The sequence below is a fragment of the Nocardioides asiaticus genome (assembly GCF_040049175.1).
GTDB classification, from domain to species: domain Bacteria; phylum Actinomycetota; class Actinomycetes; order Propionibacteriales; family Nocardioidaceae; genus Nocardioides; species Nocardioides cheoyonin.
In genome coordinates, this window is sequence record NZ_JBDZDM010000002.1 from 958,241 (window position 1) to 984,510 (window position 26,270).

General features: G+C 71.9%; 21 protein-coding genes. 10 read left to right on the top strand and 11 right to left on the bottom strand.

The window, feature by feature from the left end; genetic code table 11:
- Positions 1-16: 16 nt before the first annotated feature.
- The 6 genes from ABLE53_RS10520 to ABLE53_RS10545 form a co-directional block, all read right to left on the bottom strand.
- The gene (locus ABLE53_RS10520) at positions 17-1,237 is read right to left on the bottom strand and encodes an acyl-CoA dehydrogenase family protein (RefSeq protein ID WP_348858822.1); all 1,221 of its coding nucleotides are present in this window, start codon (positions 1,235-1,237) and stop codon (positions 17-19) included.
- The gene (locus ABLE53_RS10525) at positions 1,234-2,619 is read right to left on the bottom strand and encodes an LLM class flavin-dependent oxidoreductase (protein WP_348858824.1); all 1,386 of its coding nucleotides are present in this window, start codon (positions 2,617-2,619) and stop codon (positions 1,234-1,236) included. The genes ABLE53_RS10520 and ABLE53_RS10525 overlap by 4 nt, the downstream gene beginning before the upstream one ends.
- The gene (locus tag ABLE53_RS10530; protein ID WP_348858825.1) at positions 2,616-3,875 is read right to left on the bottom strand and encodes an acyl-CoA dehydrogenase family protein; all 1,260 of its coding nucleotides are present in this window, start codon (positions 3,873-3,875) and stop codon (positions 2,616-2,618) included. Before ABLE53_RS10530 ends, ABLE53_RS10525 begins: the two co-directional genes overlap by 4 nt.
- A 67-nt stretch (positions 3,876-3,942) precedes the next feature.
- Positions 3,943-5,259: a hypothetical protein gene (locus ABLE53_RS10535; RefSeq protein WP_348858826.1), complete on the bottom strand. Its 1,317-nt coding sequence runs from the start codon at positions 5,257-5,259 to the stop codon at positions 3,943-3,945.
- On the bottom strand, positions 5,256-5,801 hold the full coding sequence (locus ABLE53_RS10540; RefSeq protein WP_348858827.1) for a SigE family RNA polymerase sigma factor: 546 nt from the start codon (positions 5,799-5,801) through the stop codon (positions 5,256-5,258). Before ABLE53_RS10540 ends, ABLE53_RS10535 begins: the two co-directional genes overlap by 4 nt.
- 78 nt (positions 5,802-5,879) lie before the next feature.
- The gene (locus ABLE53_RS10545; protein WP_348858828.1) at positions 5,880-7,052 is read right to left on the bottom strand and encodes a class I SAM-dependent methyltransferase; all 1,173 of its coding nucleotides are present in this window, start codon (positions 7,050-7,052) and stop codon (positions 5,880-5,882) included.
- A gap of 123 nt (positions 7,053-7,175) precedes the next feature.
- On the opposite strand from ABLE53_RS10545, the gene ABLE53_RS10550 reads away from it, so the two are divergent.
- The 6 genes from ABLE53_RS10550 (at position 7,176) to ABLE53_RS10575 (ending at position 13,398) form a co-directional block, all read left to right on the top strand.
- Complete coding sequence (locus tag ABLE53_RS10550; RefSeq protein WP_348858829.1) at positions 7,176-7,922, top strand: SDR family oxidoreductase; 747 nt, start codon at positions 7,176-7,178, stop codon at positions 7,920-7,922.
- A gap of 180 nt (positions 7,923-8,102) precedes the next feature.
- Positions 8,103-8,399 carry a co-chaperone GroES gene (gene groES / locus ABLE53_RS10555; RefSeq protein WP_348858866.1) on the top strand — a complete coding sequence of 99 codons (297 nt, stop codon included), beginning with the start codon at positions 8,103-8,105 and terminating at the stop codon, positions 8,397-8,399.
- Positions 8,400-8,488: 89 nt separating this feature from the next.
- The gene (gene groL, locus ABLE53_RS10560) at positions 8,489-10,123 is read left to right on the top strand and encodes a chaperonin GroEL (protein WP_348858830.1); all 1,635 of its coding nucleotides are present in this window, start codon (positions 8,489-8,491) and stop codon (positions 10,121-10,123) included.
- Between the two features lie 516 nt (positions 10,124-10,639).
- Positions 10,640-11,575 (top strand): amino acid ABC transporter permease, encoded by a 936-nt coding sequence (locus ABLE53_RS10565; protein WP_348858831.1) that lies wholly within the window; start codon positions 10,640-10,642, stop codon positions 11,573-11,575.
- A complete protein-coding gene (locus tag ABLE53_RS10570; RefSeq protein ID WP_348858833.1) occupies positions 11,572-12,372 on the top strand; it encodes an amino acid ABC transporter ATP-binding protein in 801 nt (266 codons plus the stop codon). The genes ABLE53_RS10565 and ABLE53_RS10570 overlap by 4 nt, the downstream gene beginning before the upstream one ends.
- 36 nt (positions 12,373-12,408) lie before the next feature.
- Positions 12,409-13,398 carry a transporter substrate-binding domain-containing protein gene (locus ABLE53_RS10575; RefSeq protein ID WP_348858834.1) on the top strand — a complete coding sequence of 330 codons (990 nt, stop codon included), beginning with the start codon at positions 12,409-12,411 and terminating at the stop codon, positions 13,396-13,398.
- A gap of 81 nt (positions 13,399-13,479) precedes the next feature.
- Here ABLE53_RS10575 and ABLE53_RS10580 read toward each other — a convergent pair whose 3' ends face one another.
- Genes ABLE53_RS10580 through ABLE53_RS10590 form a run of 3 tightly spaced genes read right to left on the bottom strand, consistent with a single transcriptional unit; the run spans position 13,480 to position 17,242 of the window.
- On the bottom strand, positions 13,480-14,598 hold the full coding sequence (locus tag ABLE53_RS10580; protein WP_348858835.1) for an LLM class flavin-dependent oxidoreductase: 1,119 nt from the start codon (positions 14,596-14,598) through the stop codon (positions 13,480-13,482).
- Positions 14,595-15,974: an NtaA/DmoA family FMN-dependent monooxygenase gene (locus tag ABLE53_RS10585; protein ID WP_348858836.1), complete on the bottom strand. Its 1,380-nt coding sequence runs from the start codon at positions 15,972-15,974 to the stop codon at positions 14,595-14,597. The genes ABLE53_RS10580 and ABLE53_RS10585 overlap by 4 nt, the downstream gene beginning before the upstream one ends.
- 14 nt (positions 15,975-15,988) lie before the next feature.
- Positions 15,989-17,242 (bottom strand): LLM class flavin-dependent oxidoreductase, encoded by a 1,254-nt coding sequence (locus ABLE53_RS10590; protein WP_348858837.1) that lies wholly within the window; start codon positions 17,240-17,242, stop codon positions 15,989-15,991.
- Between the two features lie 33 nt (positions 17,243-17,275).
- Here ABLE53_RS10590 and ABLE53_RS10595 point away from each other — a divergent pair, with 33 nt between their 5' ends.
- Positions 17,276-18,418: an LLM class flavin-dependent oxidoreductase gene (locus tag ABLE53_RS10595; protein WP_348858839.1), complete on the top strand. Its 1,143-nt coding sequence runs from the start codon at positions 17,276-17,278 to the stop codon at positions 18,416-18,418.
- Positions 18,419-18,535: 117 nt separating this feature from the next.
- Positions 18,536-18,805 carry an SHOCT domain-containing protein gene (locus tag ABLE53_RS10600; RefSeq protein WP_348858840.1) on the top strand — a complete coding sequence of 90 codons (270 nt, stop codon included), beginning with the start codon at positions 18,536-18,538 and terminating at the stop codon, positions 18,803-18,805.
- Positions 18,806-18,810: 5 nt separating this feature from the next.
- Here the strand turns inward: ABLE53_RS10600 and ABLE53_RS10605 are convergent, their stop codons facing one another.
- Positions 18,811-21,963: a glycoside hydrolase family 2 protein gene (locus ABLE53_RS10605; protein WP_348858841.1), complete on the bottom strand. Its 3,153-nt coding sequence runs from the start codon at positions 21,961-21,963 to the stop codon at positions 18,811-18,813.
- An 82-nt stretch (positions 21,964-22,045) separates the two neighbouring features.
- Positions 22,046-23,440 (bottom strand): amino acid permease, encoded by a 1,395-nt coding sequence (locus ABLE53_RS10610; RefSeq protein ID WP_348858842.1) that lies wholly within the window; start codon positions 23,438-23,440, stop codon positions 22,046-22,048.
- A gap of 175 nt (positions 23,441-23,615) precedes the next feature.
- Between ABLE53_RS10610 and ABLE53_RS10615 the strand changes: the two genes are divergently transcribed.
- Both ABLE53_RS10615 and guaB read left to right on the top strand, forming a co-directional pair.
- Positions 23,616-24,521, top strand: a complete 906-nt coding sequence (locus ABLE53_RS10615) for a GNAT family N-acetyltransferase (protein ID WP_348858843.1) — start codon at positions 23,616-23,618, stop codon at positions 24,519-24,521.
- A gap of 75 nt (positions 24,522-24,596) precedes the next feature.
- Positions 24,597-26,096 (top strand): IMP dehydrogenase, encoded by a 1,500-nt coding sequence (guaB, locus tag ABLE53_RS10620; RefSeq protein ID WP_348858844.1) that lies wholly within the window; start codon positions 24,597-24,599, stop codon positions 26,094-26,096.
- Positions 26,097-26,270: the final 174 nt, after the last annotated feature.

A 26,270-nucleotide genomic window follows, 5' to 3' on the forward strand; every position in this document is an offset into this window, starting at 1 on the left:
GGGTCGGTGGAGCGGGTCAGGTGTAGAGCGTCGGCGGGGCGAGCACGCCGGTGAGGAAGTGGGCGCCGACCTCGCGCTCCTTCCAGGCGACCGGGTCGTGCAGCGTGTGGGTGCGCGCGTTGCGCCAGAAGCGGTCGAGCCCGACCCTGTTCGCGGTGGCGCGGGCGCCAGTGACCTCGAAGACCCGGGTGGTGGTGTCGAGGGCGAGCTCGGTGGCGACCACCTTGAGGGCGGCCACCTCGGCGGCCAGCGCTCCGCGCTGCTCCCGGGTGAGGGCGTCGCCGGCGGCGATCGCGCCGTCGAGCTGCGCCGCGACCTGTGCCGCGAGCGCAGCGACCGACTTCGCCCGGGCGACGAGCCGGCCGTAGGTCTGCAGGATGTAGGGGTCCTCGGCCGCCGACTGCAGTCCCGAGAGCACCCAGGGGCGGGTCGTCTCGCGGGTGTAGGCCGCGGCGGTCTCCAGGGCCCCCTCGGTGATGCCGAGGTAGAGGTGGGCGAACATCGTCTGGATCTCCGGCGTCAGCAGGGTCTGCCTCGGCGAGGGGCCCGCGCCGACGGAGCCGTCGCCCGTCGCGAGCAGGTCGCGCTCGGCGACGAACGTCCCGTCGAAGGTGACCGAGCCGCTGGCCGAGAGCCGCATCCCGAGGTTGTCCCAGTCGCCCCCGAGCGTGATCCGGTCGCGGTCCGGCCCGAGGACCGCCTGGACGGCGGCGCCGGTGTCGGAGCGCCGCGCGCTGAGGATGTTCGCGTCGGCGACCGAGAAGCCGGTGGTGAACGTACGCCGTCCGTGGGCGGTGAAGCCGCCGGCGGCCCGCTCGAGGGTGACGCCGTCGTCGAGCGGGTTGACCGCGCCGCCCCAGAGCCAGCGCTGCTCCGCGGTCGGCGTGAGCCAGCGGTCGCGCTGCTCCTCGGAGCCGTTGAACCACAGCTTGGTCTGGTTGACGTAGGAGTAGCCGAGCAGCTGCCCGACCGAGGCGTCGGCCCGGGCGACGACGCGGACCGCCTCGAGCGCGGTCGCCACCGTCTGCCCGCCGCCGCCGTACGCCGCCGGGACGAGCAGGGCCGGCAGGCCGCTCCCCTTGAGCAGCGCGACCTCGTCGTACGGCTCGCGGCCGGGCCGGTCTCGCTCGACCGCGGTCTCGGCCAGCACGGCGGCGACCTCGGCGGCGCGCGCCAGCCACTCCTCGGTGGTCGCCGGGAGGGCGGCCACCGGCGCCTGCGGCTCGGTCTGCGTCATGCCGGGGTCTTCTGCGCCGCGAACGTGTAGCGGTGCCCGGGGTGGTCGGCGCGCAGCCGGCGCTGGCCCTCGCCGAAGAGCGACTCCCGCAGCGTGGTGCCCGGGTAGGAGGTGCGCATCCGGCCGCGGGCCTGCAGCACGGGCACCACGTGGTCGACGAGGTCGACGAACGTGCCCGGGCTGACGGCGTACGCGAGGTTGAAGCCGTCGATCCCGGACTCGTCCACCCACCGCTCGAGCTCGTCGGCGACGGTGGTGCCGGAGCCGACGATCACCGGGCCGCGGCCGCCGATGCCGAGCTGCTCGGCGATGTCGGCCCAGGTCCAGTCCCGGCCGCGGGTGTCGTCGGTCATCAGCTCGAGCACCGAGCGCTGCGCGTTGCTCTCGACGTAGCGCACCGGCTCGTCACGGTCGTACGCCGAGGCGTCGATCCCGGTCCAGCCGCCGAAGAGGGCGAGGGCGCCCTCGGGGTCGGCGTACCGGCGGTAGTCGGCCAGCTTGGCGGCCGCCTCCTCGTCGGTGGCGGCGGCGATCGCCGTCATGATCGCGAAGATCCGCACCGACTCCGGATCGCGCCCCACCGCCTCCGCCTCGGCGCGGATCGCGTCGACCAGCTTCCTCGCCTGGCGCGGGTTGTCGGCGTTGACGAACACCGCCTCCGCGTGGGTCGCGGCGAACCGGCGGCCGCGGCTGCTCGCCCCGGCCTGGAAGAGGACCGGCGTGCGCTGCGGCGACGGCTCGGCGAGGAACGCGTCGCGGGTGCGGTAGTGCCGCCCGTCGTGCTCGACCGGGTGCACCCGGTCGGGGTCGGCGAAGATGCCGGCGGCCGCGTCGAGCACGACCGCGTCGTCCTCCCAGGAGGACTCCCACAGCCGGTAGCAGACCTCCATGAACTCCTCGCCGACCTCGTAGCGCTCGTCGTGCTCGCGGTTGTGCGGCAGGCCGAGGTTGCGGGCGGCGGAGTCGAGGTAGCCGGTGACGATGTTCCAGCTCACCCGGCCCTTGGTGAGGTGGTCGAGCGAGGTCATCCGGCGGGCGAAGGAGTACGGCTGCTCGTAGGTCAGCGAGACGGTGACGCCGAACCCGAGGTGCTCGGTGACCGCGGCCATCGCCGAGACCGGAGTGATCGGGTCGATCATCGGCACCTGCACGCCGGCGCGGATCGCGGCGTCGGGCGAGCCGCCGTACACGTCGTACAGCCCGAGGACGTCGGCGAGGAAGAGGCTGTCGAAGCAGCCCCGCTCCAGGGTCCGCGCGAGGTCGGTCCAGTACGCCAGGTCGGTGTAGTGCCGCGAGCGGTCCTCCGGATGGCGCCAGAGGCCGGGTGACTGGTGTCCCGAGCAGCCCATCGCGAAGCCGTTGAGGTGGATCTGCCGGCTCATCGCCCCGCCCATGCCTGGTCACGCTCGGTGGCCCCGATCCGCCAGCGGTAGGGCGGCGGGGTGCCGTTGACGAGGTGGTCGCCGACCACCCGCGACTTGAGGATGCGCGGGTTGTGCGAGGAGACGGTGCGGGCGTTGCGCCAGTGCCGGTCGAGGGCGCTCCCACGGGCGGTCGCCGAGGCGCCGAGGGTGTCGAAGAGCTCGGTCGTGGCGGACAGGACCAGGTCGGTGACGGCGACCTGGGCGGCCGCCGACTCGATCTCGGCGATCTCGTTGACCGCCGCGAACCCCCCCGGCGGCGCCGCGGCCGCCTCGTCGACGGCGGTTGCGACGCGGACGACCGCCGCCTCGGCGGCGTACACCTTCGCGGCGATCTGGCCGACCCGATCGAGCACCTGCGGGTCGTCGCGGACCCGTGCGGCGTTGGCGTGGGAGTAGTTCCGCTCGCGACCGCGCACCGCCTCGGCGGCGTCGCGTACGGCGGCCCGGCCGATGCCGGCAAGGGTGGCGAGGAGGTTGAGCTGGTTGAGGGCCGTCTGGTAGCCGAACCGCCTCCCGAACGGTACGACGTCGGCCGGCTCGACGAGGACGCCGTCGAAGCTCGTGGTGCCGCTGCCGGTGCCGCGCTGGCCGAAGCCGTCCCAGTCGTCGACGACCGTCACGCCCGGGTCGGTGACGGCGACGACGACGCTGGCGAACTCGTCGCCGTCGGGCAGCTCATCCACCGGGTCGCCATGGCGCTGGACGTAGACCTCGACCCAGTCGGCGAAGATCGTCCCGGTCGTGTAGTACTTCGTCCCGTCGAGCCGGTAGGTCCCGTCCGGCTGCCGCACGATGACCGTCTGCTGCGTGCCGAGCTGGGTGGTGCCGACCTCGGAGAAGGCGTTGCCGGCGATCTGGCCGGCGGCGAACCGCTCCAGCCACCGGCTCTGGTCGTGGCCGTGGCGGTGCTGCCAGAGCCGGTCCTCGAGGCAGGCGAAGTGGCCACGGAAGGCCTGGACGAGGTTGGCGTCGGCGGCGGCGATCTCCACCCAGAGCTGGGTCAGCTCGGTGAAGGAGGCGCCCCGCCCGCCGTACTCGACCGGCAGGCGGAGCGCGCCGAGCCCGGCGTCGGCGAGCCAGCGCATCGGCTCGCGGGGGAGCTCGTCGGCCACCTCGCGCTCCAGGGCGCCGGCGGCGATCTTCTCGAGCAGCGGTGCGTAGTCCGCGAGGAGCTCGGCGAGGAGGGGGGTGGGGATGGTGGGGCGCGGGGTCACAGAACGCTCCTTGCTCTGTTTAGTCGATCTGCTAGATCAACTTAACAGCCCTTGGAGCGCCGCTGCGTCACCCCACGTCGAGTGGACCGGCTCCGAAGGAGTACGGCGGCTCGTGGCTGCCGCGAGCGGGGCGGGTGGCCTGGTGCTGGATGGTCACCCCCGACTTCGAGACGAACGCGAGCCCCCAGCTCAGCGTGCCGCCGGCCGGGCCGCGGACCGGGACGACGAGCTGGTCGCCCATCCAGGCGGCGTCCTCGACGTAGAGCGCCGTGCCCTTGGCGGCGGAGAAGCTCGCGACCGGGTGCAGCGTCCTCGGGTCGAGGAGGTGGATCCGGGAGACGCCCTCGGAGACGTTGTCGGCCCCGGAGTCCATCGCGTAGAGCTCGCTGCCGTCGGCGCTGAAGCCCAGCGGCACGTAGTCGCAGGTCTCGCCGCTCGTCCGCTTCCCGCTCTCGTCGACGAGCGCCCAGCAGGACCGCTGCTGGTCCGCGAGGTCTCTGGTCCTGACCACGATGTCGCCGGTGGCGGGGGAGACGGCCTGCGGCGTCGTGCCCGGGAGGACGTCCTGCTTCCCGCCCTTGTGGACCACGACCGCGCGGCCCTGGGGATCGCCGACGACGACGTTGCCGTCCGGAAGGATCCCGGCGACCTCCCAGCCGTCACCGGCACCGAGAGCGACCTCCCACGAGCTTCCGCCGGTCCCGCCGACCCGCAGCCGCTTGCCGATGCCGCCGTCGTCGAGGACGACGGCGTACGTGCCGCCGTCGGGGGTCACCGCGACCGACGCACTGCCGGCCTGCTGGTAGTCGGCGACGGAGCCGTCGGCGGCATAGGTGTTCCACCGGACCGTCCCGTCGTTCGGGCTCGTGGTCATGCCGTGCCACGTGCCGTTCACCAGCACCGGAGACTGCGGCCGGTCCTGCACCGGGACGGCGTGCCCGCCGTTGCCGTCGACGAGCCGGCCGTCGAACCAGTACGGGATCCGCAGCTCCGGCCCCATCCCCTCGGTGACGTCGTCGAGGTCGACGGTGAACGTCTCCAAGCTCGGTGCGCTCGACGACGCGGACGGGTCGGTGGCCGTGGACGGCGGCGGCGCGGTCGGCGACGCGGAGGCCGACGCCGACGGCGCGAGGGTGCGCAGCGGGGCCGGCGTGTTCGTGCTGGGCTGCGGCGCACCGTCGTGGTCGAGGCCCGGCGACACGGCGACGCCGACGCCGGCGATGACGGCGATCGCCGCTGCCGCACCGGTCGCGACGAGCGCCGTACGCCGCCGGCGGATGCGCCTGGCCCGGCGCTGCACCTCGGCGAGGCTGCTCGGGGTCAGCCCGGCCCCCTCCGCACGACGCTCGAGCGCGTCGCGCAGCTCTTGGTCCTCGGGGTTCATCGCTCCTCCTCCCGGGCGTTGCGAAGTGACTGCGCCGCGCCCGAGCGCAGGCCGGCCAGCGCCCTGCTGGCCTGGGACTTCACCGTCCCCTCCGAGATCCCGAGAGTGCGGGCGATCTCCGCCTCGCTGAGGTCCTCGTAGTACCTGAGCACGATCACCGCCCGCTGCCGCGGCGGCAGCGAGGAGACCATCGCCCAGACCTCCTCGGCCAGCCCGTCGTCGTACGCGTCCTCGGTGCCGCGCTCGGGAAGCTCGTCGGTCACCCGTTCGCGGCGCCGCCAGGCGCGACGGAACAGCGAGTTGGCCTCGTTCACCAGGATCCGCCGGACGTACCCGTCCAGCGACTCCCGGCGCTGCACCTTCTCCCACGCGAGATAGAGCTTGGCGAGCGCCGACTGCACGACGTCCTCGGCGGTGTGGGCGTCGCCGGTCAGCAGGTAGGCGGTGCGCAGGAGGGCCGGCTGCCGCGCGGACATGTACGCCGCGAACTCGGCGTCCCTCGTCGCCGACCGCGGCAACGACACCACCTCCACTCGGTTCACGACTCCAGGACGCGACTCCTCCCGCCAGGGTTGCACGGGCTCTGGTCGAACCCGTCGGATCAGCCCTCAGACCACCCGTCAGATCAGCTCGGCGAGCGGCTCCACGAGCAGGCAGGTTCCCTCGCCCTGCACGCGGGTGAGGACGATCGTGGCGCCCTGCGACCCCCGCAGCGCGAGCCGCTTGCGCAGCGCGTCGGGGGTGACGGCGACCCCGCGCTTCTTGATCGTGAGCCGCCCGATGTCGCGCTCGCGGAGCGCGGCGCGCAGCGCCTTCTCCCGGTAGGGGAGCTCCTCGACGACGCGGTAGCCGCGGGCGAACGGCGTGGTGTACGCCGAGTCGCCGGTCACGTAGGCGATGTGCTCGTCCACCAGCCCGCCCTGCACGCCGGCAGCCACCGCGGTGACCAGGCCCGCGCGGATGACCGCGCCGTCCGGCTCGTACAGGAACTCGCCGACCCCGCGCACCGGCGCGCCCGGGTCGTCCTCGTCGGTCAGCGTCGCCAGCCCGCCGTGGGCGATCACCGTCGCGCGGCGCTCGGTGGTGGCCAGCCGGCCGGACCAGAGCGCCGCCTCCTTCACCTCACCGTGGTCGCTCACCCACTCGGCCTCGACACCGTCCGGGACCAGCTCGTGCGGGATCCCTGGCGCGACCTTGACGCAGGAGTCGCGGCGCAGCAGCTCCTCGACGAACGACCACGGGGGCGTCCACCCCTCCGCGTCGAACACGCGCCCGCGGGCGCCCCGGCGGGCCGGGTCGGCGTACGCCACGGCGAAGGGGGTCGTGTCGATCTGTGTCGCGTCGGCCACCTGGACGGCCCCGGGCAGGCCGAGCGCGTCGAGGTTGGCCCGCGCGACCGCGACCCGGACCGGGTCGAGGTCGACGCCGGCCGTGGTGATCCCGGCCCTCGCGATCGCGATCAGGTCGCCGCCGATGCCGCAGCCGAGGTCGACGGCGCTTGCGGCACCGAAGGCCCTCAGTCGGGCGGCACGGTGCTCGGCCACGGGGAGCCGGGTGGCCTGCTCGAGGCCCTCGGGGGTGAAGTACATCCGCTCCGCCAGGTCGCCGAACTTCTCCCGGCCCTTCGCCCGGAGCTCGACCTGGGTCATCGCCGCCGAGACGTACGCCGGGTCGGCCTCGCGCCGCAGCACGGTCTGGGCCCGCAGCGCGGGCTCGTCGGCGAGCTCCCCCGCCCGGGCGAGGAGCGCCTGTCCCTCGTCGGTGAGGAGCCAGGCGAAGGCGTCGGCGTCCATCCCCCGATCCTGTCAGGTCCCGAGGGCTCGCCGGCGGTATGCCCCTTGCGCACGGCGACGGGCTACTGAAACAGTCGTGGTAGTCGGTTCTTGTGGGTGGCGGTGCGGCGGAGAGGAGCGGGGATGTTCGCACTCGACGGACGCCGGGCGCTGGTGACTGGGGCGGCGCGCGGGCTCGGGCTGGAGATGGCCCGCGGACTGGCGCGGGCCGGCGCCGAGGTCGTCCTCAACGGCCGTGACCAGCGGGCCCTCGACGCCGCCGTCGAGCACCTTCGCCGCGAGGGGCTGCCCGCCGGGACGGCACGCTTCGACGTGACCGACCTCGACGCCGCGCGGCGCGGGCTCGAGGAGGTCGGCCCGGTCGACGTCCTGGTCAACAACGTCGGACGGCGCGACCGGCGCGGCGTCGCGGAGCTGGCGCCCGAGGAGTTCGGGGGGATGCTCCACGACCACCTCGTCGCCGCCTACGGGCTGAGCCGCGAGGTGGCCGCGTCGATGGTCGAGCGGCAGGTGGCCGGGCGGATCGTCAACGTGTCGTCGGTGATCGGCCGGCTCGGCAGGCGCGACGACGCGGCGTACGCCTCAGCGAAGGCCGGCCTCGACGGGCTGACCCGCGCGCTGTCGGCCGACCTCGGCCCGTACGGCATCACCGTCAACGCCGTCGCGCCCGGTACCTTCGCGACCGAGACGAACGCCCACCTCGCCGACGACCCGGAGTGGACCGCGTGGCTCGGCCGGCGTACCGCCCTCGGACGGTGGGGCCGGCCGCCGGAGATCGCGGGCGCCGTGGTCTTCCTCGCGAGCGACGCGGCCTCCTTCGTCACCGGCCAGGTCCTCGCCGTCGACGGCGGGATGACCACGACGTTCTAGATCTGGAGGACTTCTGGCACTCCGTTCGGGTGAGTGCTAACGTCTGGCTTGGCACTCTCGACTCGAGTGTGCCAGCGCTTGCCAGCCGAGGGCGACCCCCGCGACGGCGTACGAGGCGGAGCAAGCGAAGACGTTGCAACACCCATCACCCGTAGAAGTGTGAAAGTGGAGGTCGACATCGTGTCGGTCAACATCAAGCCCCTCGAGGACCGGATCGTCGTGAAGCCGCTCGAGGCCGAGCAGACCACCGCCTCGGGTCTGGTCATTCCGGACACCGCCAAGGAGAAGCCGCAGGAGGGCGAGGTCCTGGCCATCGGTCCGGGTCGCGTCGACGACAACGGCAACCGCATCCCGCTCGACGTCGCCGTCGGCGACAAGGTCATCTACAGCAAGTACGGCGGCACCGAGGTGAAGTACGCCGGCGAGGAGTACCTCATCCTCTCCGCCCGCGACATCCTCGCAGTCGTCGTTTCCTGATCGCTTCCGGGACGTCATACGCGCCCGCGCTGCAGCTGCAGCCCGGCCGTATGACGTCCCGGACTGCTTAACCCTCCAGAGGAGAATCAATGCCGAAGATCCTGGAATTCGACGAGAACGCCCGCCGCGCGCTCGAGCGCGGCGTCGATGCCCTCGCCAACGCCGTCAAGGTGACGCTCGGCCCCAAGGGCCGCTACGTCGTCCTGGACAAGAAGTGGGGCGCCCCGACCATCACCAACGACGGCGTGACCGTCGCCCGTGAGGTCGAGCTGGACGACCCGTTCGAGAACCTCGGTGCGCAGCTGACCAAGGAGGTCGCCACCAAGACCAACGACATCGCCGGTGACGGGACGACCACCGCGACCGTCCTGGCGCAGGCGATGGTCCACGAGGGCCTGCGCGCCGTGGCCGCGGGTGCCAACCCGATGGCCCTCAAGCGCGGCATGGACGCCGCCGCCTCCGCCGTGAGCGACGCGCTGCGCGCCGCCGCGCGCGACGTCACCGACGAGAAGGACATGGCCAGCGTCGCCACCATCTCCTCGCGCGACTCGCAGATCGGCGAGATCCTCGCCGAGGCCTTCGCCAAGGTCGGCAAGGACGGCGTCATCACCGTCGAGGAGTCCAACACCACGGGCACCGAGCTCGAGTTCACCGAGGGCATGCAGTTCGACAAGGGCTACATCTCTCAGTACTTCGTGACCGACCCGGAGCGGATGGAGTCCGTCCTCGACGAGCCCTACATCCTGCTCCACCAGGGCAAGATTTCCGCGATCCAGGAGCTCCTGCCGCTGCTCGAGAAGGTCATCCAGTCGGGCAAGCCGCTCTTCATCCTCGCCGAGGACGTCGAGGGCGAGGCCCTCTCGACCCTGGTGGTCAACAAGATCCGCGGCACGTTCAACGCCGTCGCGGTGAAGTCGCCTGCCTTCGGTGACCGCCGCAAGGCGATCATGCAGGACATCGCGACCCTGACCGGCGGTCAGGTCGTCGCCCCGGAGGTCGGCCTCAAGCTCGACCAGGTGGGGCTCGAGGTCCTCGGCCAGGCCCGCCGCGTCGTGGTCACCAAGGACAACACCACGATCGTCGACGGCGCCGGCGACGCCGCCGAGGTGGCCGGCCGGGTCAACCAGATCAAGGCCGAGATCGAGACCACCGACTCCGACTGGGACCGCGAGAAGCTCCAGGAGCGGCTCGCGAAGCTCGCCGGCGGCGTCTGCGTGATCAAGGTCGGGGCCCACACCGAGGTGGAGCTCAAGGAGAAGAAGCACCGCATCGAGGATGCCGTCTCCGCGACCCGCGCCGCGATCGAGGAGGGCATCGTCGCCGGTGGCGGCTCGGCCCTCATCCACGCGGTCGAGGTGCTGGAGAAGGACCTCGGCCTGAGCGGTGACGAGGCCGTCGGCGTACGCGTCGTGCGCAAGGCCGCCGACGAGCCGCTGCGCTGGATCGCCGAGAACGGCGGCGAAAATGGCTATGTCATCGTCGCCAAGGTGCGCGAGCTCGCCAACGACGGGCACAGTGGCAACGGCTACAACGCCGCCACCGGCGAGTACGGCGACCTGGTCGCCCAGGGCGTCCTCGACCCGGTCAAGGTCACCCGCTCCGCGCTGGTCAACGCCACCTCCATCGCGGGCATGCTGCTCACGACCGAGACGCTGGTCGTGGACAAGCCCGAGGAGGAGGACGAGGCCCCGGCCGCCGGCCACGGCCACGGTCACGGCCACTGACCCACCGAGTCGGCGCCCGTGTGCGCCGGCAACGCGTCGAGTCGGCGCTTCTGCATGCGACGAGCGTGCGGAGGCGCCGATTCGACGTTTCTGGGGTGCATCGGCGCCGATCCGGCGTACGGGCGGGTCGTCGCTCGCTGCGTTACCGGGGCTTTACCAAGCCACCGTCTGGGGGTGACAGACGCCAGCTATCGTCGCCGGGCATCGGCAGCTCACCGTCGAGCTGCCTGCCGGAGGCAGCGTGCGCTCCGACCTCGCCCCGTGGTGGCCGACCTCCACGCCCCCGAGCTCGGGCCCGCCCCCTGCTTCTCCGGCCCACGTCGATCTCGGGTGCGTCGGCGACCGCGCGAACTCCATCTGACGGCTGACACCGTTCCCGGATCTGTCATCTATGATGTCGACTGACTTACTCAAGTTTAGATCGGCCGGAGGGTGCCAGTGTCTGCCGATGCTTGGACGAATACCTCGTCCCACAGCCCGTCCTCACAGCGACCGGAGGAGGTCGGACGCCCGCTCGTGACCAGGCCGGGCGACAGAGAGCTCCTCGCCGCCCGACTGGTGCCTCGGCGCAAGCCCGGCCAGTGGATCTCCGCGGCGGTCGTCCTCGTGCTCGTCGCGCTCGTGGTGCGCAGCCTCATCACGAACCCGCGCTACCAGTGGGACGTCGTACGGCACTTCTTCCTCCGCCCCTCGATCCTCGAGGGGCTGCTGCTCACGCTCTGGCTGACCGCCGGGGTCATGGTCTGCGGCTATCTCATCGGCATCGTGCTGGCGGTCATGCGGCTCTCGTCCAACCCGGTGCTGAGCACGGTGAGCTTCGTCTACGTCTGGCTGTTCCGGTCGGTCCCGCCGCTGGTGCAGCTGCTCTTCTGGTTCGAGCTGGCGTCGCTCTACCCGAAGCTCAGCCTCGGGGTCCCCTACGTCAAGACGTTCACGACCGTCGCGACCGCCCACCTCTTCACCGGGCTGCTCGCGGCCTTCGTGGGGCTGACCTTCGACATCGCGGCCTTCTCCTCCGAGATCGTCCGTGGCGGGCTGCTGTCGGTGGACGGCGGCCAGACGGAGGCGGCGAAGGCGCTCGGGCTCGGCAAGGGCAGGATCTTCCGGCGGATCGTCTTCCCACAGGCGATGCCCGCGATCATCCCCGCCTCCGGCAACCTGCTGATCGGGATGGTCAAGGCGACCTCCATCGTCAGCGTGATCGCCGTCCACGACCTCCTCTACTCGGTGCAGCTGATCTACAACCAGAACTACCTGATCATCCCGCTCCTGCTCGTGGCGACGATCTGGTACATCGTGATCACGACGGTGCTCTCCGTCGGGCAGTTCTTCGTCGAGCGCTACTACGCCCGCGGGAAGGGGTCGTCCGGCGGACGCGGGTTCTGGTCGGTCGCCCGCGACAACATCTCCGTCTTCGGGCGCACCCGGCGCGACCTGGCGGGGATCGCATGAGCGTGCGAACTGTCATCGAGCCACGCACGGACGGCGAGGCCACGCCGCTGGTCAGGATCCGCGGGCTGCACAAGAGGTTCGGCTTCACGACGGTGCTGGACGGGATCGACCTCGACGTCCACCGCGGCGAGGTGGCGGTCCTGCTGGGCCCGTCCGGCTCCGGAAAGTCGACGTTGCTGCGCTGTGTCAACCACCTCGAGAAGCCGGATGCCGGGTTCGTCGAGATGGGCGGCGAGATCGTCGGCTACCGGCGCGACGGCCGCCACCTGCGCGAGCTGCCCGACCGCGAGGTCACCCGGCAGCGGGCGCGGATCGGGATGGTGTTCCAGCAGTTCAACCTCTTCCCGCACAAGACGGCGCTGGAGAACATCCTCGAGGGCCAGCTCGCCGCCGGCGTACGCCGGAAGGAGGCGGAGCGCCGCGCCAGCGACCTGCTCGAGCGGGTCGGTCTCGGTGGCCGGGAGGCGTCGTACCCCCGCCAGCTCTCCGGGGGCCAGCAGCAGCGGGTCGCGATCGCCCGGGCGCTCGCCGTACGCCCCGACCTGATGCTCTTCGACGAGCCGACCAGCGCGCTCGACCCCGAGATGGTCGGGGAGGTGCTGTCGGTCATGAAGGACCTCGCCGAGACCGGCCTGACGATGATCGTGGTCACCCACGAGATCGGCTTCGCCCGCGAGGTCGCCGACCAGGTCGTCTTCCTCGACGGCGGCCGGATCGTCGAGTCCGGCCCGCCGGCGGACGTCATCGACAACCCCCGCCACGAGCGCTCCCGCGCCTTCCTCTCCGCCGTCCTCTGACGGCCGATCACCACCCCACCCCCGAAAGGAACCTCTGTGTTGATCTCGTCCCGCATCCGCCGCTCCCGGCGGGTGCGCACCGCCGCCGTCGCAGGGATCGGCGTCGCCGCGGTCCTCGCGCTCGCCGCCTGCAACAGCTCCGACACCCTCAGCGAGGAGGACAAGGCGGTCGGCCAGTCCGGCTCGGCCTCCTCCGCCACCGCTGTCCCGACGGAGGACGTGGTCTCGGGGGTGAAGGCGGACCCGGCGCTGCACGCGGAGCTCCCCGCGGCCGTCAAGAAGTCGGGCGTGCTGACGCTGGGCACGGTCGAGGCGACCGGCGAGGCCTCGCTCCCGCACGGCGGCTCCGACGCACAGGGCAACCAGATCGGGCTCGACGTCGATCTGCGCGACGCCGTCGCGAAGGTGCTCGGGATCAAGTGGAAGGTCGACTTCGGAACCTTCGAGACCATCGTCCCCGGCACGCAGAACGGCAAGTACGACGTGGGCCAGGCCAACTTCGCCGTCACGAGCGAGCGGCTCCAGGTGGTCGACTACGCGACGTACCTCAAGGACGGCCAGTCGTTCATGGCCTCCTCCGACAGTGACCTCGACTCGGTCAAGAAGCTCACCGACATCTGCGGCCACACCGTGTCCACGACCCCCGGGTCGAGCTTCCAGCAGATCCTCGAGCAGGGCGCGGGCGAGTGCAAGAAGGCCGGCAAGTCGCCCTACAAGGTGCAGTACTACAAGGACAGCGCCGCCATTCTCCTCGGCCTGCAGAACGGCAAGACCGACCTCTACTTCGGCCCGACCCTCAGCCTGAAGTACATCGAGAAGACCGTGCCGAACACGAAGTTCCTCGGCGAGATCAGCTCCACCGACGTCGGCTTCGTGACCGCCAAGGGCTCGCCGCTCGCCCACGTCCTCGTCGACGCCGTCAACGAGCTCATCAAGGACGGCGAGTACGACAAGATCTTTGCGAAGTGGAACGTCCCCGGCATCGGGATCCCGAAGTCGGAGTTCGACCCCAAGCCGACGTTCTGAGGCGTCAGGAGCCTGCCTGAGGGCCACAACCCCGGACTCGACGGGTCACAACCCCGGACTCGACGGGTCACAACCCCGGACTCAACTCCGGCGCGCCCACTCCTCGGCCAGCAGCTCGTAGGAGCGGACCCGGTCGGCGTGGTCGTGGGTGATGGTCGTGACGACGAGCTCGTCGGCGCCGGTGGCCCGCTGGAGCGCCTCGAGCTGGTCGGCGACCTGGGCCGGGCTGCCGACGAGCTGGGTGTCGACGCGGTCCTGGACGAGCGCGCGGTCCTCCTCGGACCACGTCCACTCGTGCGCCTCTTCCGGCGTCGGGAAGGGGATCGCCCCCTCCGCCGTCCGGATGCTGCGCACCCACAGGCCGTAGCCGGTGGCCAGCTCGCGGGCGGTCTCCTCGTCCTCCGCCACGACGACGTCGGCGGAGACGGCGACGTACGGCGCGGGGAGCTCGGCCGAGGGGTGGAACGCGGCCCGGTAGGCCTCGACGGCGTCGAGGACGGTCGCGGGGCTCACGTGGTAGTTGGAGGCGAACCTCAGCCCGCGCCGGCCGGCCACCTCCGCGCTCTCGCCGCCGCTGCTGCCCAGGATCCAGACCTCGAGGCTCGCACCCTCGCCGGGAACGACGTGGGCCTCCTCGCCGTCGGCCGACTTGTAGGTGCCGGCGAGGAGGGCGAGTACGTCGTCGACCTGCTCCGCGTAGGGCTGCGGCTGCGCCCCGGGGAGGCTGAGCAGGTCCCGCTGCAGCCGGAAGCGCGGCGAGCCGAGCAGGTGGGCGGGGGAGTAGCGCGGCGGGATGAGCAACCCCTCCGGCGTACGCCCGACGAACGGCTCGCGGTCGGAGGCGGCCGACGACGGCGGCTTCCCGCCGGAGCGACCGAGCCCCAGGTCGAGCCGGCCGGGGTGGAGCGCGTCGAGGAGGCCGAACTCCTCGACCGTCGAGAGCGCGGTCCGGTGCCCCATCTGCACGGCCCCGGAGCCGAGCCGGATCGTCGAGGTCGCCGCCGCGAGCAGCCCGAGGACGAGGGCGGGCGAGGTGCCGGCGACCCCGGGGTTGAGGTGGTGCTCGGCGACCCAGTAGCGGGCGTAGCCGAGCGCCTCGGTGCGCCGGGCGAGGTCGACGCTGTTGCGGAGCGCGTCGGCCGCGGTCGAGCCCGACGAGATCGGCACGAGGTCGAGGACGGCCAGCGGCGTACCGCTCATGACGCTGCCTCGGCCGGGTGCGCGGCCTGCTCCGAGCGCGGGCGCAGGCCGAGGTTCTCCCGCAGGGTCGTCCCGGTGTAGTCGGCGCGGAAGACCCCGCGCTCCTGGAGCAGCGGCACGACCTTGTCGACGAAGGGCGCGAGCCCGCCCGGCGTGATGTGCGGGACGAGGATGTAGCCGTCGGCGGCGTCGGCCTGGACGTACTCGTCGATCGTCGCGGCGACCGTCTCCGGCGAGCCGACGAAGCTCTGCCGGCCGGTGACCTCGACGACGACCTCGCGGGTGGAGAGCCCCTTCTCCTCGGCGAGGGCGCGCCAGCGCCGCGCCTCGCTGAGCCGGTCCTCGTGGCGGCGGACGCTGGCCCGGCCCTTGGAGAGCAGGCCGTCGACGTCGGTCTCGACGGGGTCGATGGCCGGCAGCGGACCGTCGGGGTCGTGGTCGGACAGGTCGGTGTTCCACAGCTGCTCGAGGAACTTGATCGCGGTCGCGGGCGAGACCTGCTGCAGCCGCACCTCGCGGGCGAGCTCGGCGGCCTCGGCGTCGGTGTCGCCGAGGACGAACGTGGCGGCGGGCAGGATGAGGAGGTCGTCGCGGCGGCGGCCGTACTTCGCGAGCCGGCCCTTCACGTCGGCGTAGAACCCCTGCCCGTCCTCGAGCATGCTGTGGCGGGAGAAGATCGCGTCGGCGCCCGAGGCGGCGAACTCACGCCCCTCCTCGGAGTCACCGGCCTGGAAGATCACCGGGCGCCCCTGCGGGCTGCGCGGCACGTTGAACTGGCCGGCGATGTCGAACTGGCTGTCGTGGTGCTCGAAGAGACCTGGCGTCGGCGTCGCGAGGAACCGCCCCGACTCCTTGTCCGCGACGATCTCGTCGCCGCGCCAGGTCTCCCACAGCTCGGTGGCGGTCTGCAGGAACGTCTTCGCGCGCTCGTAGCGCTGGTCCTGCGGGAGGTAGCCGCCCCGGCGGAAGTTCTCGCCGGTGAACGCGTCCCAGCTGGTCACCACGTTCCACGCGGCGCGTCCGCCGGAGAGGTGGTCGAGGCTGGCGAACTGCCGGGCGACCTCGTACGGCTCGTTGAACGTCGAGTTGATCGTGCCGGTGAGGCCGAGGTGGTCGGTCACGGCCGCGAGGGCGGCGAGCACGGTGAAGGTGTCGGGCCGGCCGACCACGTCGAGGTCGTAGATCTTCCCGGCCTGCTCGCGCAGCCGCAGCCCCTCGGCGAGGAACATGAAGTCGAACTTCCCCCGCTCGGCGATCTGCGCGAACTCGACGAACGAGGAGAACTCGATGTGGCTTCCGGAGGCGGGGTCGCTCCAGACGGTGGTGTTGTTGACGCCCGGGAAGTGGGCGGCGAGGTGGATCTGCTTCTTCGGCATGAGGGCTCCGGTGGTCAGGCGGTGGCGGCGTAGCGGCTGGCGGGACGGGGGAGGCCGAGCAGCCCGCGCAGGGTGTCGGCCTCGTAGTGGTCGTGGAAGAGGCCCCGGCGCTGCAGCTCGGGAACGAGCGTGCGGGTGATCCGGGTCAGGTCGTCGGGGAGCACGGCGGGCCGCAGCCGGAAGCCGCTCAGCCCGGCCGTGTGCCAGTCGGCGAGCAGGTCGGCCAGCCCTGACGGCGTACCGGTGAAGACCTGGGCGTCCGAGACGTACGGCGAGCCCGCCGACTCGTCGAGCCGGGCCAGCCGGTCACGGGCGGCCTGCTCCGTGTCGTCGAGGACGACGACGAGGTCGCCGAAGACGTGCACGGTCTCCTCGGCGCTGTGCCCACTGCCTCGGGCTCCGCTTCGGCGGCCGGCCGCGGACTGCGCCGCCCGGATCTCGGCGAGGATCGGCGCGATGTCGCCGGTGGCGTGCGGGGTGACGAAGCCGAGGTCGGCGGCTCGTCCGACCAGCTCGAAGGGGACCGACCGGTGGGCGAGGGCGGCCACGACCGGCTGCCCCTGCGGCGGTCGCGGCGTGATCGAGGGGCCTTTCACGCTGAAGTGGCGTCCCTCGAAGTCGATGTAGTGCAGCTTGTCCCGGTCGATGAACCGTCCGGTGGCGACGTCGCGGATCTCGGCGTCGTCCTCCCAGCTGTCCCAGAGGCGGCGCAGCACCTCGACGTAGTCGGCCGCCTCGTCGAAGCTGTCCCGGATCACCTCCTGCACGGCGGGCGCGTCGAGGTCGGCGTAGGAGATCTCGGGGAACTCCCGGCGGCCGAACAGCGCGGCGTCGCGCTGCCGCGCCGCGACCTGGACGCGTACGCCGGCGCGGCCGGTGCTCACGTAGTCGAGGGTCGCGATCGCCTTGCTGAGGTGGAACGGCTCGGTATGGGTCACGATCGCGGTCGGGACGATGCCGATGTGGCGGGTCAGCGGCGCGATCCGCGCGGCGGTCAGGACGGCGTCGAGCCGGCCGCGGACCCGGTCGGTGCGCTGGTCGGCGCTGGCCCGCCATCGGTCGTCGGTCTGCAGCGTCAGGCTGTCCTCGAGGGTCACGAGGTCGACGAGGCCGGCCTCGGCCTCGGTCACCAGGTCGGCCCAGTAGCGGGGCGTGAACAGCTCGGCCGGGCGGGCGTCGGGCTCGCGCCACGAGGCCGGATGCCAGCCGGTGCCGTCGAGCGCGACGGCGAGCCGGAGGCGGTCGGGGGAGGCGGGAGGGAGGCTCATGCCAAAACACTAGCAACTCGCTAGACTTAGGCCGTGAAGTTCCAGGTGCTCGACATCCTCCCCCACGTCCAGAACCCCGTGACCGGCCGTCTGGTCAGCCCCGCGGAGCGCTACCAGCAGGCGATCACGAGCGCGAGGTACGCCGAGCAGTTCGGCTTCGACGCCGTCGCCATCGGCGAGCGCCATGCCGAGGGTTTCCTTTCGTCGGCGCCGACGATCCTCCTCGGCGCGATCGCCGCACAGACGAGCCGGGTCCGGATCGGCACCGGCGTCACCGTCCTCTCGATCCTCGACCCGGTCCGCGTCGCCGAGGACTACGCCACGATCGACCAGCTCTCCCGCGGCCGCCTGGAGCTGGTCATCGGCAAGGGCAACGAGCTGCGTCAGCTGCCGCTCTTCGGGGTCGAGAACGGCACCCAGTGGGACCTGCTCGCGGAGAAGTACGCCCTGCTCCACCGGCTCTGGCGCGAGGAGGCGGTGACCTGGTCGGGCAGCGTCCGTACGCCGCTCGAGGACGCCACGACCTACCCTCGCCCGTACGCCGGCGCGCCGCGGGTCTGGCACGGCTCCGCCACCACCGAGACCAGCGCCGAGCTGGCGGGTCGGTGGGGCGACCCGCTCTTCTCCGCCAACGCCATCCAGCCGCGGGACAACTACACCGTCCTCATCGAGCACTACCGCAGGGCCTATGCCGAGCACGGTCACGACCCGCGCTTCGCCTACGTCGGCGCCGGCGCGGGCTTCCTCTACCTCGCCGACACTACCCAGGAGGCCCGCGAGGCCTTCGGGCCGACGTACGAGAAGATGGTCGAGTACCACCTCCAGCCGGGTCACCACACGCCCGGCAACGAGATGACCTTCCGCGACATCGACAGCGCGATCGAGCGCGGGCCGGTCCTGGTCGGCAGCCCGCAGCAGGTCGTCGAGAAGATCCTGTGGTGGCACGAGGCGTTCGGCCACGACCTGCAGTCGTTCAGCCTGCCGATGATGCTGCCCCACGAGCAGCAGCTCGACATGCTGGCGCGGCTCGCCACGGAGGTCCTCCCGACCGTGCGCGCCGCCGCACCGACGACGCTGTGGGGGCCCGAGGACCCCTACGCCGGCCGACCCGCCTTCGCCGGCGCCACGGTGCCCGACGCCGCGGCCGAGATCGAGAAGGCGCGCAGCACGGTCTGACGCGGCCCCGGCGTACGCCCGATTGCGTACGCCGGGCACGCTCCCGCGCCGATGTGCGCGGCCCGGCCTCGCGGCACGGTGGAGACGTCACCGATCCACCGACCCACGGGAGGGGCCATGACCACCCTGCTCACCACGCTCACCACCCACGACGGCTGGGGGCCGTGGGGCCACGACGGACCACCGGCGTACTGGCCGGTCTTCGGGATCGTCTGGTTCCTGCTCGTCGCCGCGGCGATCGTCACCGCGGTCGTGCTCGTCCGGCGCGCTCGTCAGGCCGAGCCGCGCCGCGTGGGGGAGCGGACGCTCGCGGAGAGGTACGCCGCCGGCGAGATCGACGCGGAGGAGTACCGCGCCCGCCGCGACGTGCTGCGCGAGCAGCCCTGAGCCCGCTACTCGGCGCTGAGCTCGCTGATCCGGAGGAAGCCGGTCGACGACCCCGGATCGGCGCTGGCGAGGACGAGCCGCACGGCCGTCGTACGGACCCGAGCGAAGGTCGCGACGGTCGGGTCTCCGGAGGAGTCCACCGAGACGTCGCGCGCCGGCACCCAGGCGCGCCCGTTCCAGTACTCCACGGCGATCGAGGCCGGCGGGTCGTCGGCGTCGTCGTCGACGAAGGACGCCCGGACGGTGTCGCGCGTGCGCGCCCGCGGCCACGAGAGCGAGACCCACTCGTGCGCGTGGGCGGAGCTCACCGCCGGCAGCAGGGCGGTGGCCTGCTTGACGTAGGCGTTGGACCAGGCGGTGGCGGCGTCATCGTCGACCATCGCCGCCGGGACGGTCTGCTCCGAGCCCGAGTAGCTCGCGTCCGGGGTCGCTCCGTCGGGGCCCGTCGGCACCGGAGGGACGGCCGCGATCGGCGGGGCCGTGGCAGCGGGCGGGGGCGGCGCCGTCGGGCTGGTCGGCCCGCTCGACCGGGTGCGGCTCACCGTCACCGTCCCGGTCCGCAGGCCCGGCGACGACGCGGTCACCGTGAGCCTGCCCGTGCCGACGGCCGCGCGGGCGATCGCCACCGCCTTGCCGGCGTACGCGGTCCGGAAGGGCGACTGGTAGTTCTCCGCGTCCTCCTCGCGGCCGTTGTCCGCACCGGCGTACGAGCCGCCGGTGACGGAGAAGTGCAGCAGGTTCGTCGCGTCGGGGACGACCGTGCCGTGAGCGTCGACGACCTCGGCGGTCACGTAGGCGAGCGAGCGGCCGTCGCCCGGCATGCTCCGCCGGTCGGAGGTCAGCCGGACCGCCGCCGGAGCGCCGGCCGTGCGTACGACGTCGGTGGCGACGATCCTGCCGTCGCGGCGCGCGACCGCGCTCAGCGTGCCGGGTCGGAACGGCACCGTCCAGGTCAGGTGCAGTTTCCCGGCGCTGCCGTTGGGACTGGTGTAGCTGCCCGGGTAGGGGCCGCCGGTGACGGTCTTGTCGTCGTGGGTCGCCTCGGTCGTCTCCAGGTAGCCGCGCCCGTCGGTCGTGGTCTTGTGGTCGAAGCGGCGTAGGCCGAGCGACCGGCCGTTGAGCGTCAGCTCGACGCTGTCGACGTTGCTGTAGGCCCACACCTGCACCGGGTCGCCCGGCTGGTGGTCGGTCCAGTCCATCGGCACGAGATGGACCATCGGGCGGCTCGTCCACTGGCTCCGGAACAGGTAGTAGGCGTCCTTCGGGAGGACCGCGGTGTCCATCGCGCCGAAGAACGACGACTTGACCGGGAAGACGGAGTACGGCGTCGGCTCGCCGATGTAGTCGATGCCCGACCAGAGGAACTCACCGGCGAACCACGGCCGGTCGCGGTCCTTCTTCAGCCCGTACTCGCCGCTCATCGTCCACGACGCCAGGTTGTTGTCGTACGACGACGTGGCGCGCTTCCCGGGCGTGTGGTTCTCGCCCGTGTTGAGCAGCTCGGGGTCCTGGTAGGCGCCGCGCGTCGAGGTCTCCGAGGACGACTCGGACTCGAACAGGAACGTGTCCGGATAGGCCGCGTGCAGCGCGTCGACGGAGGCGGCGGTGTTGTAGTTGAGGCCGAGACCGTCGAGCATCCGCAGGATCTGGTCCTGCGGCGAGCCGGCCGACGGAAGGCTGCGGTACTTGTCGGACCCCATCACGATCGGCCGGGTCGTGTCGATGGCGCGGACGTCGTCGATCAGCCGGCGCGCGATCGGGACCCCCGCGGCCGAGGTGGAGTCGGGGATCTCGTTGCCGATCGACCACATGACGACCGAGGGGGAGTTCTTCGCGGCGTTCACCATCTCGGCGATGTCGGCGTCGCTGTCGGCGTCGAAGAACCGGCCGTAGTCGTAGCGCACCTTGGGCGTACGCCACGTGTCGAACGCCTCCACCATGGTCACGATGCCGAGCCGGTCGCAGACCTCGAGGAGGTGCGGAGACGGTGGGTTGTGGGAGGTGCGCAGCGCGTTGACGCCCATGCTCTTCATGGCTCGCAGCTGCCGCTCCAGCGAGTCGGTCGTCACGGCCGCCCCGAGCGCGCCGTCGGTGTGGTGCAGGTCGACGCCCTGCAGCTTGAGGTGCCGCCCGTCGAGCGAGAAGCCGTGGTCGGGATCGAACGAGAACCACCGGGCCCCGAACGTGGTCGTGGTGGTGTCGACCCGGCGGCCGCCGACGAGCACGTCGGTGCGGAGCCGGTAGAGGTACGGGTCGTCGGTCGACCACAGGTGCGGGTGCGCCAGGCGCAGGTCGGCCTCCGTGCTCGACGCGCCGTCCGGCACCGCGGTCCGACCGCTCGCCACCGCACGTCCGCGTGCGTCCAGGACGGTCGAGGAGACCGCGACGTCGGCGGCCCCGTCGGGGGTCGCCAGGTCGGTGCGCACGTGCACGTCGGCGTACCCCTGCGCGGAGGTGCTCGCGAGACCGGGGGTAGTGACGAAGACGCCGTGCCTGGCCACGTGGACCGGATCCGTGACGACGAGGCGTACGTCGCGGTAGATGCCGCTGCCGGAGTACCACCGGCTGCTCGGCAGCTGGTTGCGCACCTGCACGGCGAGCACGTTCGGGGTGGTCCCGTCGGTGTGGAGGTACGGCGTCAGGTCGTAGGCGAAGCCGGTGTAGCCGTAGGGGTGGGTCCCGAGCTCGTGTCCGTTGAGGTAGACCGTCGAGTCCATGTAGACCCCGTCGAACTCCACCGACACTTGCTTGCCGGCGGTGGACGGCGGGAGGGTGAACGACTTGCGGTACCAGCCCAGCCCGCCCTGGAGATAGCCGGTGCCCGGGTCGGTCCCGTGGTCAGGCGTCGGGTCGAGCTCGATGCTCCAGTCGTGCGGGAGGTTGACGGTCCGCCAGGAGGAGTCGTCGTACGCCGGGTCCGCGGCGTCGGCGTACTCGCCCGTCGGGTCGGTGACGCCGTCGGGGTTGGCCAGCGCGAACCGCCAGGACGCGTCGAGGTCGACGGTCCTGCTGGTGGCGCTGAGCGCCGCGACGCCGGGGTTCGCAGCCGGCTCGCGTCCCATCGCGGACGCGTCGAACGGGAGCGCTGTGGCGGCGACGGCGAGCGCCACGGCGACCAGTGACCGGATGGCCGACCCGAGTCGGCGGTTCCTGGGCATGATGTGACGCACGTTACATCGGTAAAGCCCTCGCCGTCACCGGGCGCTTCCGCCGGCCGGGATTCTCCGCGGCCGGGAGTTGTCAGGCGTCGGTCTCGACCCAGCCGGCGCGGCGGCGCTGCAGCCACACCCCGATCGCGACGATGACGACCGCGGAGAGCACCGAGAAGCCGATCGCCTGCTGCTGGTCGTCGTCGAAGGCCATCAGCACCAGGACCGCGACGATGAACGCGATTACGACCCCGGTGAGCTGCGGGAAGAGCCACATCCGCACCGGCGTCGTACGCCCCGTGGCGCGCAGCCGCCGGCCGAGGACGAGCTGGCTGACCGCGATGGCGAGGTAGACGAAGAGCGCCACCGCGCCGCTGGTCGCGAGCAGGTAGCCGAAGATCTTGTCCGGCAGGGCGTAGTTGCCGACCACGGCGAGGAAGCCGACCACCATCGACGCGATGATCGCGACCCACGGCACGCCGTTCGGGGTCACGCGGCGTACGACGCGGGGCGCGTCGCCGCGCTCGCCGAGGGAGAACAGCATCCGCGACGCGGTGTAGAGCGCGGAGTTCAGGCACGAGGCGACCGCGGTCAGGATGACGACGTCCATGATCCGGGCGGCGCCGGGGACGCCGATCGCCTCGAGGACCGACTGGTAGGAGCCGTCCTCGAGCCGGTCGTACGGCATCAGCGCGACGACGACGAAGATCGAGCACAGGTAGAACAGGCAGATCCGCCAGATGACCGAGTTGACCGCCCTGCTGATCCCGCGGGCCGGGTCCGGCGACTCGGCGGCCGCGATCGTCACGATCTCGGTGCCCATGAACGAGAACATCGTGACGAGCATCCCGGAGATGACCGCGCCGAAGCCGTTCGGCATGAAGCCGTCCGGCTTCCACAGGTGCCCGACCCCGCTCGTCTCCGAGCCCGGGATGGCGCCGAGGATGGCGAGCACGCCGATGACGATGAACGCGATGATCGCGACGACCTTGACGAGCGCGAACCAGAACTCGAACTCGCCGTAGTTGCCCACGCTGGCGAGGTTCGTCGCCGTCAGCAGCACGGTCACGGCCAGCGCCCAGATCCACTGCGCGCCGCCGAGGAGGTCGGTGAGGATCGCCGCCGCGGCGGTCGCCTCGGCCGGGATCACCAGCACCCAGAACCACCAGTAGAGCCAGCCGACCGAGAAGCCCGCCCAGCGGCCGAGCGCGCGGTCGGAGTAGACCGAGAACGAGCCGGTGGCCGGGTTCGCGGTCGCCATCTCGCCGAGCATCCGCATCACGAGCACGACGAGCGTGCCGGCGAGCAGGTACGAGATGAGCACCGCCGGGCCGGCCGCCGCGATCGCCGACGCGGAGCCCACGAAGAGCCCGGCCCCGATCACCCCGGCGATCGAGATCATCGTGATGTGCCGCGGCTTCAGGCTGGTGCCGAGGCGCTGCCCGCCGGCGGGGGCCAGCGTGGTCGAGGTTTCTGCGGTGCTCACGGTGTCGCGCTCCCGAGATCGTGCGGTCAGGGGTCTGGAGGTCCGCAAGATTGTGCCTGCCACCGGTTCCGCTCCGGACACAGGGGGTCGGCCTGGGCGGCATCCGGTACCCGGTGTTTCACCGCGGAAACCGTCCGAAACGGCCGTGCAACAGCCGGTCGGTCACACTGGTCGCATGCTGTGGCGCGTGCGTACGACGCTTCCGGACCGGCCGGGGACGCTGGCCGTCCTCGCCCAGCGCTGCGGCGAGGCGGGGGTCAACATCCTCGGCCTGCAGATCTTCCCCGGCGTCGAGGACGTCACCGACGAGTTCGTGCTCAGCACGCCGGAGGGCTGGGGCGCCGCCGAGGTGACGGCCCTCCTCGAGTCGACGGGCGGCAGCAACGTCGTCGTACAGCCGGCGACCGAGGCCGCCCTCACCGACCAGCCGACCCGCTACGTCCAGGCGGCGCGGACGATCCTGGAGCGGCCGATGTCGTTCCCGGAGGTGGTCGCGCAGCTCTTCGACGCCGAGGCGGAGCCGCAGAGCCCCGGCGAGGTCCACGACACGATGGAGATGACGGTCGGCGACGTGCAGGTCCAGGTCCACCGCACCGCCGCCTTCACCCCGACCGAGCACGCCCGCGGTGCCGCGCTCGCCGACCTGGTCAACGACGTCCTGCAGCGCAGCCGCGAGTCGGCGGCGATCGGCACGTCCGCGCCGGCCCGCAGGCTCGGGGGTGGCGCGACGCCGGAGTACGTCGTCGCCGGCGACACGGTCACCGCCCTTCTCGACGGCGTCGCCGTCGGAGTCGCGCAGGTCCAGCCGCGCACCGACGACGGTGACGTCGAGGTCCGGCCGCTCGCACTCCGGGTCGACCCTGCCTGGCAGCGGCGCGGCATCGGCACCCGTCTCCTCGTCGACGCGGCCAGGCTCGCGCACATGCTCGGCGCCGACGAGGTCCTGCTGACGACCAGGTCCGACAACCAGGCGATCCTGCCGATGGTGATGGCCGCCGGGATGCGCGGCCGGATCCGGATGGCCGGCGACGTCCTCAGCGTGCGGATCCCGGTGCGCGACCTCAAGCCGCTCGGCCGCTGAGCGAAGAGACGCCGAACCCTCGTCGTCAGTGTCGTCAGTTGGGCCGGGCTGGGCGGGGCGCCGTAACATCTAGTCATGGAGATCCCGGAGAAGTTCGCCACCCTCGGCCTGACCTACGACGACGTCCTCCTGCTGCCCGGCTACTCGGACCTGGCGCCGTCCGAGATCGATACCACGTCCCGGCTGACCCGGGAGATCTCCCTGCGCGTGCCGCTCGTCTCCGCGGCGATGGACACCGTCACCGAGGCGCGGATGGGGATCGCGATGGCGCGCCAGGGCGGTGTCGGGGTCCTCCACCGCAACCTCTCCATCGAGGACCAGGCCTACCAGGTCGACCTCGTCAAGCGGACCCAGACCGGGATCATCTCCAACCCCGTCACCATCGGCGCCGACGCCACGCTCGAGCAGCTCGACCAGCTCGCCGGCGAATACCGCATCTCCGGCTTCCCGGTCGTCGACGACGACCACCGTCTTCTGGGGATCATCACCAACCGCGACCTCCGCTTCACGCCCGTGGCCGAGTGGGCGACGACCAAGGTCGACGAGGTCATGACCCACGCGCCGCTCATCACCGGGCCCGCCGACATCTCCCGCGAGGACGCCACCAAGCTGCTGCGCCAGCACAAGCTCGAGCGGCTCCCGCTGGTCGACGCCGACGGCCGGCTCGCCGGCCTCATCACGGTCAAGGACTTCGTGAAGTCCGAGCAGTTCCCGGACGCCTCCAAGGACGGCCAGGGCCGACTGCTCGTGGCCGCGGCGATCGGCTACTTCGGCGACGCCTGGCTCCGCGCCACCACCCTGATCGACGCCGGGGTCGACGTGCTCGTCGCCGACACCGCCCACGGCAACGTCCGCATGCTCATCGACATGGTCAGGCGGCTCAAGACCGACCCGGCGACCCGCCACGTCCAGGTCATCGGCGGCAACGTCGCGACCAAGGAGGGCGCCCAGTCCTTCGTCGACGCCGGCGCAGACGCGGTCAAGGTCGGCGTCGGGCCCGGCTCGATCTGCACCACCCGCGTCGTCACCGGTGTCGGCGTCCCGCAGATCAGCGCGGTCTACGAGGCGTCGCTGGCCTGCAGGGCCGCCGGCGTACCCGTCATCGCCGACGGGGGCATGCGCTACTCCGGCGAGATCGGCAAGGCCATCGTCGCCGGTGCCGACACCGTCATGCTCGGCTCGATGCTCGCCGGCACCGAGGAGGCACCGGGCGAGACGATCCTGGTCAACGGCAAGCAGTTCAAGGCCTACCGCGGGATGGGCTCCATGGGCGCGATGTCGTCACGGGGCAAGAAGTCCTACTCCAAGGACCGCTACTTCCAGGCCGAGGTCACCAGCGACGACCTGATCGTCCCCGAGGGTGTCGAGGGCCAGGTGCCCTACAAGGGCTCGCTCGCGACCGTCGCCCACCAGCTCGTCGGCGGCCTCCACCAGACGATGTTCTACGTCGGCGCCCGCACCATCCCGGAGCTGCAGGAGAAGGGCCGCTTCGTGCGGATCACCTCCGCCTCGCTCAAGGAGAGCCACCCGCACGACATCATGATGACCGTCGAGGCGCCGAACTACCGCAGTTGACCCTCACCGCCAAACTGTCACGGTGACAGATGGCGACGTCGGTGACAGGCGGAATCCAGCGGTCGAAGCAACGCTCCTGATGTGAGACGGAGTGGTGCAGATGACGAGGGCGTGTTCGCCTGAGGTCCGTTCGCGGTTGTTCGAGTTGGTGTGTTCGGGAGCGTCGCTGTCGGC